Annotated in this window: 10 protein-coding genes and 2 pseudogenes; 7 read left to right on the top strand and 5 right to left on the bottom strand. The window is 37.9% G+C overall.

What is annotated here, in order from left to right:
* Window positions 1-59 precede the first annotated feature (59 nt).
* The 3 genes from pcaD to EXE30_RS04160 all read left to right on the top strand — a co-directional run bounded on the left by pcaD (window position 60) and on the right by EXE30_RS04160 (window position 3761).
* The gene (pcaD, locus tag EXE30_RS04170) at window positions 60-836 is read left to right on the top strand and encodes a 3-oxoadipate enol-lactonase (protein WP_130161313.1); all 777 of its coding nucleotides are present in this window, start codon (window positions 60-62) and stop codon (window positions 834-836) included.
* Between the two features lie 308 nt (window positions 837-1144).
* On the top strand, window positions 1145-2398 hold the full coding sequence (locus EXE30_RS04165; RefSeq protein ID WP_130161312.1) for an OprD family outer membrane porin: 1254 nt from the start codon (window positions 1145-1147) through the stop codon (window positions 2396-2398).
* A 19-nt stretch (window positions 2399-2417) separates the two neighbouring features.
* Entirely contained in the window at window positions 2418-3761 is a 1344-nt protein-coding gene (locus EXE30_RS04160; protein WP_130161311.1) for an MFS transporter, read from the top strand.
* Between the two features lie 74 nt (window positions 3762-3835).
* Here EXE30_RS04160 and EXE30_RS04155 read toward each other — a convergent pair whose 3' ends face one another.
* On the bottom strand, window positions 3836-4825 hold the full coding sequence (locus tag EXE30_RS04155) for an AraC family transcriptional regulator (RefSeq protein WP_130161310.1): 990 nt from the start codon (window positions 4823-4825) through the stop codon (window positions 3836-3838).
* 278 nt (window positions 4826-5103) lie between these two features.
* Between EXE30_RS04155 and EXE30_RS04150 the strand changes: the two genes are divergently transcribed.
* Together EXE30_RS04150 and EXE30_RS04145 are read left to right on the top strand one after the other, a co-directional pair.
* Window positions 5104-5982, top strand: a complete 879-nt coding sequence (locus EXE30_RS04150) for a homocysteine S-methyltransferase family protein (RefSeq protein WP_130161309.1) — start codon at window positions 5104-5106, stop codon at window positions 5980-5982.
* A gap of 9 nt (window positions 5983-5991) precedes the next feature.
* Window positions 5992-7320: a basic amino acid/polyamine antiporter gene (locus tag EXE30_RS04145; protein ID WP_130161308.1), complete on the top strand. Its 1329-nt coding sequence runs from the start codon at window positions 5992-5994 to the stop codon at window positions 7318-7320.
* Between the two features lie 292 nt (window positions 7321-7612).
* Here the strand turns inward: EXE30_RS04145 and EXE30_RS04140 are convergent, their stop codons facing one another.
* From EXE30_RS04140 to EXE30_RS04125, 4 genes are all read right to left on the bottom strand, one after another.
* Window positions 7613-8845 carry an NADH:flavin oxidoreductase/NADH oxidase family protein gene (locus tag EXE30_RS04140; protein WP_130161307.1) on the bottom strand — a complete coding sequence of 411 codons (1233 nt, stop codon included), beginning with the start codon at window positions 8843-8845 and terminating at the stop codon, window positions 7613-7615.
* A 39-nt stretch (window positions 8846-8884) separates the two neighbouring features.
* Window positions 8885-10039, bottom strand: coding sequence for a DUF6670 family protein (locus EXE30_RS04135; protein WP_130161306.1), 1155 nt, complete (start codon window positions 10037-10039; stop codon window positions 8885-8887).
* Window positions 10040-10133: 94 nt separating this feature from the next.
* On the bottom strand, window positions 10134-11039 hold the full coding sequence (locus EXE30_RS04130) for a LysR family transcriptional regulator (RefSeq protein ID WP_165382361.1): 906 nt from the start codon (window positions 11037-11039) through the stop codon (window positions 10134-10136).
* 139 nt (window positions 11040-11178) lie between these two features.
* Entirely contained in the window at window positions 11179-12276 is a 1098-nt protein-coding gene (locus EXE30_RS04125) for a DUF6670 family protein (RefSeq protein WP_130161304.1), read from the bottom strand.
* A gap of 335 nt (window positions 12277-12611) precedes the next feature.
* Between EXE30_RS04125 and EXE30_RS16190 the strand changes: the two are divergent.
* Together EXE30_RS16190 and EXE30_RS16185 are read left to right on the top strand one after the other, a co-directional pair.
* Window positions 12612-12728: pseudogene (locus EXE30_RS16190) on the top strand (hypothetical protein); the annotation flags it as partial.
* A pseudogene (locus EXE30_RS16185) lies at window positions 12724-12828 on the top strand (hypothetical protein); the annotation flags it as partial. The pseudogenes EXE30_RS16190 and EXE30_RS16185, both read left to right, overlap by 5 nt.
* Window positions 12829-12890 lie beyond the last annotated feature (62 nt).

Below are 12890 nucleotides of genomic sequence, written 5' to 3'. Positions count from 1 at the left end.
TGTGGGTCAAGGCATCGCTTTGATTATTGAACGTATGCAACAGAATTAAGGAACAGCTCATGCCCACTTTTCAATCTGCCGATGTAAATATTCATTATCAGACATTTGGTGATGCAAATGCCCCTGCTCTGGTGTTCTCCAATTCCCTAGGTACGAATTTTGGGATGTGGCAACAGCAGTTTAATTTTTTTAAAGATCGCTTTTTCGTGATTTGTTATGACACTCGTGGTCATGGTTCATCATCTGCACCAACTGGTCCTTACACCTTGCAGCAGCTGGGTGAAGATGTGATTGCTTTACTTGACCATTTGAAGATTGAAAAAGCCAGCTTCTGTGGAATTTCGATGGGAGGACTGACTGGACAATGGTTAGCAATTCATTATCCATCACGTTTTAGTCATGTCATTATTGCCAATACCGCAGCGAAGATTGGACAACAACAAGCATGGCAAGATCGTGCCAAATTGGTACGTGAACAAGGTTTAGAATCGATTGCTGCAACAGCAGCATCTCGTTGGTTTACAGATCCCTTTATCCAAAGTCATCCTTCAGTTGTCAGCCACCTATGTAACGACTTAAGTGCTGGCAGTGCACTGGGCTATGCCAATTGTTGTGAGGCTTTGGCTAAAGCGGATGTTCGCGATGAACTAAAACAAATCACGATACCTGTATTAATTATGGCAGGAACTCACGATCCTGTGACCACGATTGCAGATGGACAATTCATGCAGCAGCAAATTCCAAATTCAACATTAGTTGAAATTGATGCCTCACATATTTCAAATGTTGAAGCGGCTGATGCGTTTAATCAGCGCGTTGAACAATTTATCCAGTAAACTTGCTTACATCAGTACAGCCAAGCTTTTGCTTGGCTTTTTTTTTCAAAAAAAATATAGATTCAATGAGTTGGTACTCTTTTCTAATGTCGGCAAAGGTATGGGGGAAACTTTTAAAAATCAAAACTTATCTCGGATAGCCTAACAATAACCAGTTATCGTTTTTGGAAAAAATGGATGAATTTAAGGAAATTTTGGATAGTTAATCTTAGGTGGAAAGGGTTCAATCAAGTGTATGTAGTTATTTGTTTTTGAAAAATTAATTACATGAAGGAACCGCATATTTTCCCAGAGGAAGGCAATTAAAAATGGATAGACCGACGTCAAAAATAGGATCCAATACTCCACTGATGTTACTTAGCCTTCTAAGTTGCATCACGGTGTCTACAAATACTCATTCCGCAAATGAAGAGTGGAAATTTACACTAAAAAATGCCTATCTAGATCGAGATTTTGACCATCCAGAGCTTAAAAATGTTGGAAGTTGGTCACAGTCTGCATCACTCTTTTATGATTCTAAAATGGTAGATAGCCCACTCAAATTGTTGGGCGAACCTATTCAAATTGGTGCGAAAGCATCAACTCAATATGCTGTGAGATTAAGTTCTGATAAACATCGAGCTGATGCCATTCTGCCTTTCGATAAATTAAATCAGTCACAGGCACCCGATTATTTGAAATATGGAGCAACTTTAAAACTTGGTTATCAAGATACATTGTTAAATCTAGGGGAACTCTGGTTAGATCTCCCATTTACTGTAGTTGATGGAAGTCGCCAACTCCTAAACTCTTACTGGGGAACAAATTTACGTACCCAAGTAAATGACAAACTTCAACTTGAAATTGGTCGCGTCAATAAAGTTTCTCCACGTAATGAGGAAGATTTTCGTAAGTTTTCTTTCACCTCTAAAGGAGTAACTGGATATTCGGATGGCTTAAACTACATCGATTTACGCTATCAATTTAGCCCAAATCTCAAAGCTGAATATTACTTTGGCCATCTTGAAAACCTCTTTAATAAACATTATTTAGGACTAGAACATACGTGGAAAAAAGAAAATTTTTCACTAAATTCCAAACTGAAATACTTCAATGATCAAGACAACAGCCATCAATTCAAAATTGACTCTCAAAACTTCGCTCTCCTAGAAACATTAAAAATTCAGAATCACAGCTTTGGATTAGGTTATCAGCAACTGAATGGTGACACCGCCTATCCATTATTGGATGGATTCTTACCTGAATTTTATTTTATCAACTGGAATGCTACAGGCTTCGTCAAAAAGGACGAAAAATCTTATCACTTCATTTACAACTATGATTTTAAAGATTATGTTCCTGGGCTTAATACCACACTTAAATACGTGTATGGCAATAACTTCAAAACTACCGATGACGTTAAAAACAATGAAAGTGAATCTAACATTATTGTGAACTATTCTTTTCAACAACCTGAACTTAAAGGTCTAGCCCTTCAATACATCTGGATCGATTATGACGTAAAACATGGTACTGATTTTAGTGAAAATCGGATATTCGTGAATTACACCAAAAAATTCTAAGCACTTTAAAGGATTAAAGATGAAAACAATTGACGTAAACACGGTTATAAATCGTGACAAACTCTCACCACTGCAATGGCTGGTTTTCGTACTCGGATTTCTGGTTTTTTTCTGTGACGGATTAGATACAGGCATTATTGGTTTTATCGCACCTGCGCTATTAGATGATTGGGGGATTACCAAACCTGAACTGGCGCCTGTATTAAGTGCGGCGCTGGTGGGTATGTCTATCGGTGCAATTATTTCAGGTCCACTCGCTGATAAATTTGGACGCAAGAAAGTCATCATTTCGACTACACTTATTTTCTCTATCTTCACGGTACTCTGTGGTTTTGCAACCTCTACTCAAGACCTGACCCTTTATCGTTTTATTACTGGTATTGGTCTAGGTGCGGCTATGCCGAATATCAGCACCATTGTTTCCGAATATATGCCATTAAAACGTAAAGCCTTCCTAACTGGACTAGCAGGTTGTGGTTTTATGTTGGGTATATCTTGTGGCGGATTATTATCTGCCTATTTACTGGAAAGTTTAGGCTGGGCAAAAGTGATTATCATTGGAGGTTCATTGCCATTACTGCTGGTTGTAGTTTTAATTGCTAAACTTCCTGAATCTACGCAATATTTAATTAAGACCAATAGAAATACCGAAGCCCAACGAATTTTAGAAACCATTCAAGGACATGGATTTGCGGAGGCTGTAACATTAAAATTGGCGCAAGCAGAAGTACAAACCCAAGTGAGTCCTGTAAAGCAAGTCCTTGGAAAGTATTTATGGAGTTCAAGTATGCTTTGGTTGTGCTGCTTCATGAGCTTACTTGTGTTTTATCTATTGACCAGTTGGATGCCAACCATTTTAAAAACAGCTGGTTTTACCACCCAACAATTTAGTTTAATTGCAGCAATTTTCCCATTTGGCGGCGTCATCGGTGCGACCATCATGGGTTGGTATATGGATAAATTAAATCCTACAGTGGTCATTAAATACTCTTATTTAATCGCATTTGGCTTATTTATTGTTGCTGGTTTTGTTAGCTCAAATATCTTATTTCTTGGGATTACCATTTTCCTAATCGGTGCATTATTAGCTGGTGCACAATCATCGCTATTGCCGCTATCTACTCTCACCTACCCTTCTTCATGCCGCGCAGTTGGGGTTTCTTGGATGCATGGTATTGGACGAATTGGTGCAATTATCGGCGCCTTCTTTGGTTCACTTATATTCACATTCGATTTAGGACTCAGTAGCTTATTCTATATTTTAGCTATCCCAACATTTATTTCATTTATTGCACTAAGCCTGAAGGTAATCCGTGAAAAATCAAAAGTTAAACATCCACTAAAGTTTGAAGAAGCTGCATAATTTTTCAAATACAAACAAAAGCTGATTTAGCATCAACACTAAATCAGCTTTTTTACCAATAAGAACACTGATAATTATAAAAATTTAATTTTGGTCTCACTCGGTTTTTCACCGAACTCATCTTTATACTCTTGAGAAAAACGACTGAGATGATTAAATCCCCATTCGTAAGCCAACTGGGAAATGGATATCTTTTTAGAATGACCAGAGGTACTCAGAATTTTATAAATTTGCTGTAACCGGTATTTTTTTAAATAAGCGATAGGACTCGTGCCGTAATACTGTTGAAATTCCTCATAAAGTTTTGATTTTGAGACTCCTGCTAACTGCTGAAGATCATTTGCACAAATTTCTTCGTGGGCATGTTCGACAATGAAGTCACGTACTTTACGGATATATGCGGGTTCTTGATAATTGGATAGAGATTTTAACTCATTTGAATAGTTATTCTCTTGCGATAACAATAATGCCTTAATAACGAAATTTTCATAATCCTCAGACAACATCTGTAAACCATAAAAACCCATGTATTGCGATTTCAACTGCAAAAAATGCTGGATATTTTTCCACCATGCAGCAATAAACTGATCCGCATCGACATTCATCTTGGGATTGAAAACAATTGGACAATCAACAGGCTTGTTTAGCAAGTCAGCAAGGACGATCTGCAAACTTCTTTCTGGTATAACAACCTGAAGTTTTTTACACTCTTTATCAATCAATAAATCTTGTAAATCCGCATTAGAAACAATCAATCCATTTTGTTGATCTGATGCGTAATGCTCACCACGTAAATTTAGTATTTGCTTGCCTTGTAACGGTAGGCTAATGCTATAAGCTTTTAAATTTGAAATATTTATTGCCACATTTGCACCGTAGCAAATCGTACCAATCGCCATACGCTTATGTGGCAAACGAATACCGTCGTAATGAAAATCTAAAGCGTCACGACAACTTGTATCTAGTCGATGCTCTCCACAAATCGAAGACATCAAGTTCTGCGCAAAATCAGCTTTACGTGAGTGATGATTAAATTCAACGTCTGGTTGGCTTAGTGATTCCATATCCTTTTCACCTAGCTATATATATTTGTTTCTCAACAAAGTTTCACGCTTCTTTCATCCTAAAGAAACATCTAATTAAAAGTATACCATCGCACTATGCTTTACAGAAAACAATTTTTGTTCGACTTTAGCTCAAGCTTTGAAGCTAAAATTTATGTGAAAATAAGCTATCAATTTTATGTGATATAGATATAAGAATATTTGGTCTTTTTGACCCTTAACACTTTATTTAGTTCAATTATAATTGCCTTCTTAAAAATTAAACATGATTTAACTTTATGAAAATATTAGATGGCGGTTTTGGTCGAGAACTTGCGCGTAGAGGAGCACCTTTTCGTCAACCAGAATGGTCTGCTTTAGCTTTAACAGAAGCGCCAGAGATCGTGAAAGAGGTTCACTTAGATTTTATTCGAGCTGGCGCCGAAGTCATCACAACTAATAATTATGCTGTCGTTCCATTTCATATCGGTCAAGATAGATTCGACAATGAAGTTAGATATCTAGTTCAAGTCGCTGTGAATCAAGCCAAACTGGCGGTAGCAGAAAGTGACAAAGATGTTTTAATTGCGGGTTGTTTGCCACCATTGTTTGGATCTTATCGAGCTGATTTATTTAAACAAGCAGAAGCTCAGAAATTAGCAAAGCCTATTATAGAAACACTTTCTCCACATGTTGATTTTTGGCTAGCTGAAACCCAATCCTGTATTGCAGAAGTCGAAACTGTCCATGCTTTATTGCCAAAAGATGATCGAGATTTTTGGGTTTCTTTCACCCTTCAAGATGAAATCCAACAAGAAAAACCACTTTTACGTTCTGGTGAAAACATTGAACAAGTCGCAGAACTACTCAAGCGATTAAATGCAGATGCCGTGCTGTTTAACTGCTGCCAACCCGAAGTTATTTTACAAGCCATCGTAGCAATCAGAAAACTTCTCCCCGACCATATACAAATTGGCGCCTATGCCAATGCTTTTCCACCGCAAAACAGTGAAGCAACGGCCAATGATGGTCTAGATGAAGTACGTGCTGACTTAAACCCTGATCTATATTTAAAATTTGCCCAAGCGTGGAAAAATGCGGGCGCAACCCTGATTGGTGGTTGTTGTGGTATCGGTCCAGAACACATTTCAACACTCTCAAAGTTTTTAAAACAGTAAGTCTGCTTTATGTCTACCTCTAAAATTGGCTTACTTTCTTTAACCGCCCTTGTCTTCAGTTCAATGGTCGGATCTGGGGTGTTCAGCCTCCCTCAAAATATGGCATTTGTCGCGAATGGCGAAGCTTTATTAATGGCTTGGCTCATTACGGGTGTGGGAATTCTTTTTCTCGCCTTTGCTTTTTTATATTTAACTCGGCAACGCCCTGACCTAGACGGCGGTATCTATAATTATGCACGTGAAGGGTTCGGTGAACTTATTGGCTTCTGTTCCGCATGGGGTTATTGGTTGTGTACAACTATCGGCATTGTGGGATATGTAGTAATTGCATTTTCTGCCGTGGGCATGTTTACAGATCGTCCTGATCATGTTTATTTCGGTGAAGGCAATACTCTTTATGCACTGATTGGCTCTTCAATTTTTGTGTGGATGGTGCATTGGTTGGTAAGCCAAGGCATCAAAGAGGCTTCACTGGTCAATTTAATGGCCACCATTGCCAAAATCATTCCAATTGTAATCTTCATCTTTTTTACTTTTATTGCATTCAAACTTGAACTTTTTAAGCAGAATTACTTTGATTTTTCATTACAAATGCCGGTGTGGGAACAAGTCAGGAACTTGATGCTGATTACACTTTGGGTATTTACGGGCATTGAAGGTGCTGTGGTTTTATCATCACGCGCTAAAAAACGAAATGACATTGGTCGTGCCACAATATTGGGGGTATTACTGGCATTAAGTTTCTACGTTTTGGTCACTGTGCTTTCTTATGGTGTAGCCAACCGCGCAGAATTAGCCGATATGCATAATCCATCCATGGCAACTATTTTAGAACAATTGATTGGCTTGCCAGGAACAATCATTATCACTTTAGGCTTGATTATTTCAGTATGTTCTTCTTATTTAAGCTGGACGCTTTTCGCCACTGAGATTCCTTTTCTCGCTGCGAAAAATAAAGCATTCCCGCAGTTTTTCCTTAAGACTAACCGAAACAATGTCCCTATCGCATCATTGTGGTTAACCTCAATTGTGGTTCAAATCTCATTGATTGCGGTATGTTTTTTTGACAAGAATTACATGCAGTTATTATTAATTTCTTCAGTGATGATTTTATTACCATACTTTCTTGTTTCCGCATTTTACTTAAAAGAATCTTTGCGAAATAAACGTTCTAAGCATATTTGGATTGCACTCATTGCTGTGCTATACGCCTCTTGGTTACTTTATGCCGCAGGAATCTCACTGCTACTGCTTTCAGGCTGTTTGTATTTAGTGGGTTTGTTTATCTTTTTTTATAGCAGATATACAAATAAAAGAGAGAGCTATCACAAGTCTTAGAGGAATTTTAAATTGATCCTCAATAAGTTAAGACTTTTGAGGATCTTTTATATTTGATAACTCGATATATCATACCCAAAATCTATCGCTTATCTAATACTATTGAGCTATGTAAACAAGGGGATGATCAGATTATTGTGGTCAGAACTCAGATATATTACATCATGTCCTTTGGAGATAAACTGAGTGTGAATCACCTTAAAGTAAACTGAAAGAATTCTATGCATGAAACTATGAATTTAGAACCTGCATGGTTGCAGGTTCTATAATTTTTATAATTACTTAATACAAATTAAATACGTCGTTTACTCAATCGATAGATTCCAGCGCTCTGTACTGTTTTTACAATGCTGAGCCAAGGACTAAGATTTGGCTGTGTTGTTTGGTTCTTAGCCATTCTTGCCAGTTGATGTTCATACCAAGTAATATTAATCAAAGTCAGTTGATCCAAATATTTAATACCTGTACTTAACTGTCGAATTCCGACCTTGTAATTTGAATTGCACAGAAGCTTATTTGCCACATTAGGATCTATGGCAAAAGGTCGACCTAAACCAATTAAATCAGTTTCTCCAATTTGCAAGGCCTGATTCATCGCTGATGCACTACGAAAACCGCCTGTGACCATCAGCGGTACTTTAACCCGGTCACGTATTTTTCTTGCATATTCTAAAAAGTAAGCTTCGCGTTCAATGGTAGATGTCTGAACATTTGCACCAGACATAGACTGGCTTTCATAATTCCCCCCAGAAATTTCAATGAGGTCAATACCAATATTTGCCAGCGTTTCAACCACGCTGATAAAATCTTCCTCATTAAAACCCCCACGCTGGAAGTCTGCAGAGTTTAGTTTTACAGCAATGGGAAAGTCAGCACCAACTTCATGACGAATGGCATGATAAATTTCCACTAAAAAGCGCTGACGATTTTCTAGGCTGCCACCCCATTGGTCTTGACGCTGGTTGTGTAAAGGGGATAAAAACTGATTAATCAAGTATCCATGTGCGGCATGAATTTGCACACCACTAAAACCAGCTTGTTTGGCCAAACGTGCACTGGTCGCAAACTGTCTGATAATGTTAATGATTTCATCCTGCTTTAAAGCACGCGGTTTATTAAATCCAGCCTTTAAACCGCCTGTTAAAGCAATTGCTGAAGGAGCAACTGGTTCCCAGACTATATAGTAAGGAGTTTGTTTGCCCGGATGATTCAATTGAGCCCATAGGTGTGTTCCACTGTTACTAACAGCTGCTGCCCATGCCTCAAAAGCAGCCAAATTACTTTTTTCATCTAAAACAACATTGTGAGGTTCGGCTGTATTGTTTCGGTCAACCATCATATTGCCCGTAATTAATAATGCTGCGCCGCCTTCAGCCCAGCATTTATAAAGGTTAATATGACTCTTGTTTGGATTCCCATCCTTATCCGCCAAAACCTCGCTTAACGCAGATTTTACGATTCGGTTTGGCAGTACAACTGATGAACTCAATTGAAAGGGAGTGCTAAGATTGATTGGATTGTGCATGGTTTACTCCAAAGCGTAAAAAAAGGGTTAAAAAACCTCTTATTGTCCACGTTGATCAACATATTCGATATAACCACGACCTTCTGTGGCAACACCCGCTCTGGTACCTTTCCATTTATAGCCACCGATAAAACCTCTACCCAAACCAAATACCATTGGGGTATCGACTGTGCCATTTATTTCAAAGTTGAATTTTTTATCTTGAGCGACTATCGTCCATCGAAAGTCTTTGACCATCGGAGTAAGGGAGCCATCTGGGGCTACAGCAGGCTGATCCTGTAAATTTAAAACTTCAAAGTTAACCGTGGCGTTCACTCGGTGTGTGCCATTTTTCCCAGCTGTACGTAAATACGCTGACACAAGAAAGGGTGATTTCACTATTCCGAGCAACACAAGTAATAGCTGGGTATTGTCATCGAGGTCTATCACCTGATAACTAAACGTATCAAATGGGAACTTGGCAAATTCAGGAATACTCTTATTACGTACTAAATATGGCGTTGAGCCTCGTGCATATTCATAGGTACAAAGCCCTGAAACATCCATGCTTTCACCATGAGTCGTAATGGTTCCTTTGTATCGAGTTAATAGGCTTAAATGATTGTAAACCTTACTCTTACAGAACCAAGTAATATCACCAGTGGCTTCTAACTGTAAATCGACAGAAAAATTCTCACGATTACTTTTTAGGCGGTAGTGAGGGTAAAGCCCAGAAAACTCCAGATCCTCTGCAAATTTGATCAGGCTGCCATCTTTTGCAATGGTCATCTCATCCAACATGGAATAAGACTTAAAGCCATCCTGTGTGGATACCGCAGTGGCATGCGCTAGAACAGCTGTATGACGTGGACCATCTTTGCTCATAGCATGATCAATATCATAAACTTTAAACCCGCTTGACCCTAACATCGTTGCACATGCCAGAAAATAATGAGGCGCAGGTAGATCAGGGATCATGATTCCAAAATGGGTGATCCCATATTTTTTTGAATTAGCATACGGCGGAAAAATTACAGGATTTGGCATCGGCGGGTTTTTCGCATCAACCTTGGTGACACCCAATATTTCTCTTATTAGTTTAGCTGAGGCCGCTTTTGCTGCCCCACTAAGCCCTCCTGTAGAGAGGTTGGTATTTATTAAGTGTTGTACACGGTAATCATTATCATAAGAAAATTTGTAAGCCTGAGGACTCATATCGCACACCATTTTGATAAAAACTGGATACCAAAACTATAGAGATGAAAAAAAGAGTGCAAACGAGTTTTTTTTGTACTCAGATTAGAAAAACTTAATCTGAGGATTTCAATAAGCTTTTTAGCCAAGTAATGAAATGTTCAATCGCAGTTTCTTGCAGCCGACCTTTAGCGGTTACTGCATAAATAGCTCCAAACTCCAACTGTAAACTGGGAAAGTTCACTAAGTTGTGTTGTTTAATGTAAGATTTTTCTAATGAATACAAAGTAATGGCCACGCCTTGGCTGAGTACCGCACTCATGGCTGCTTGATAATCATTCACATAGATATCATTCACCGACAGTGCTTTCTCTAAGCCCATTACCTTTAAAAAATCTGTCCACATGGATGGTGTATTAGACATATGAATTAAGGGTGCATTTACGATATTGTGCGGATTAGCACTTAAATCCAGCGTCTGGGCCAATATGTGATTACAGACTGGTTGTACTAAAACCGGGGTTAACTTCTCGTAATCCCCCTCTTTTCCAAGGGATGAGCTATAGCGGATCGCTACGTCAACATCTGATGTATTTAAGTCCACCAGTTTTTCATTAACTTCAAAAATTAGCTTAATATCAGGATGTTGCTTATTGAAACACGCTAGATTTGGAAAGATAAAATGGTTGGCAATCGGCGGAATTAAACTGATTTTTAGCTTATATTGATACTTATTTGGACGTATTTTATCCGTGGCTGACTGAATAATGCTGAGGGCGGTTCTAATTTCTTGCCAGTAAATCTGACCTGCTTCATTCAGATACAGTCCTTGGCTTTTACGGTTAAATAATGGGATACCCAAAGCCCGTTCCAATTCTTTAATTTGCTGACTGACAGCTGATGGTGTGATACATAGTTCATCTGCCGCTAACTTAAAACTATTCACCCGCGCTGCTACATCAAATGTCTTTAACCAATTTAAAGAAATATGAGGCTTTTGAAAGGATGGTTTTTTTTCCACTAGAACACCATAATTCATAATATATTTTTGATACTTCTAAATATTTTATATTTTGTGAGTATAAAATAATCGGGAATCTTTAAATCTATAGTAAATATCAGTGATATGAAAACTATTTGATAGGTAGCATCGAGTCTTATCAGCGTCTATCAATAAACTCCATATATCCTCTACCTTGTAAATCATTACCTTTAAATGCTCCTTGCCACTTATAGGAACTAACAAAACCTGCTGCTAGACCATAACAATACGGCGTATCCACTTCGGCATAGATTTCTAGGATCTTTTCACCATCATGATGGGCAATCCATTTGAATGTATTTGGAACATACATGCTATATCCATCTGGAGTAATTTGAGGTTCAGCCTGATTATTTGTAACCTCAAATAGCACGTCACCATTAAATTGAATTGAAGTACCATTCGTATGTCGGTAATAAATTGAGGTCAGTATTGGTTTATCTTGGTAACAGATAAATGCAAGTAACAATTGTTGATTTTCATCTAGGTTGACTACTTGGTAGCTGAAAATCTTTACAGGAAGTTGGATATGTTTAACAAGTAATGTGTTTTTCAACATTGAAGTTGCGACGGCTTTCCAAGACTCCAGTGTACAGAGCCCTTTTATTTCTACGGTTTCTCCCTTCTGAATCATTCGTCCTTCGTAGTGCATCAATACACTAAAATGCTTGTACAAGGAACTATAAGCAAACCAAGTAATAGCTTTAGTTGGTTTCAGCTTTAACTCAAGCTGTAGATCATCTCTGTTCGTAGTGAGGAGATACCCCTCTTCACACTCTTTAAAAGAAGTATCATTCTTGAAATTGACTGAGAATGGCTCATTGCTGAATTCTATATCGTCAATTATTGAATAGGTTCTAAATGCTTCTTCAGTGGTCGATAAGGCTGTACCATGAACTAAAGAGGCCGTATCACCCTTTCCTCGATTGGATATTTGATACTCAGAATCAGTTATTGGAAAACCAACATAACCAATAACAGAGGCCCAAGAAAGATATCGATAAGGTTCAGGTAAATCTGGAATCATCACACCATAGTGAGTACTCCCATAGCGCTTATATTCCGTATGTGGACTCAAATCATATTCTTTGGGAAGTAACTCCTGCTTATCTGGTGTCACCGCACCCAATAAATCACCAGATATTTTTGCTAATTGGAGATTAATCTTATCCTTAAATTTCCCTGATACCATTTTGCTTGAGACAAGAACTTTCATCTGATTTGTCGACTCTGTTATCCACCTTATTAGAGTTCCATTTTAGAACTTTCAAAGTTGTAATAAATATCATTTAAGGACATTATTTAAATAAAAGGATAAGAAGCTATAGTGAATTAGAACAAAGGCACAACCATTAACAACCCTAACCAATTGTAAATTCAATAGAAATCAGAATAAATCTTCTTGGGTTTTTATAGCAATGATCCCAGCAAGAATAATCGCTAGTATTTTCTAAATATGAAACTTAATTCAACATCTTTGATAATGGTTTATGAGGGTAGTTATCTTCTTTGTTCATATAGATATATTACTTTCAATAATTTATTTAAACGTCCGAACCTCAATTATCCCTTAGCGATTATTTATCAGCAGCACAAGAAGTTATTCGCGTAACCTTCGATGAGCCTGTATGGGTAAAAGCTGAGAGTCTGAACCTAAGCATAATTGGATGCACAACGTTCAGCTTATGCTGCTCAACAAGGCTTATTGATACTTGAACAGACTAAGTTGAATAATAAAATCGAGCTCTATAAAGCTTTGGGCGGGGGTTATAACTGGAAAAACTGGAATTCTAAACTAGGGATGATACTAAACTTCAAAAGCAACAGCTT

Origin of the sequence: Acinetobacter halotolerans (genome assembly GCF_004208515.1) — a bacterium.
In the GTDB taxonomy this organism is placed as follows: Bacteria; Pseudomonadota; Gammaproteobacteria; order Pseudomonadales; family Moraxellaceae; genus Acinetobacter; species Acinetobacter halotolerans.
The sequence above is the reverse complement of the archived record's forward strand: the minus strand, read 5'-3'. Positions and strand labels throughout refer to the sequence as shown.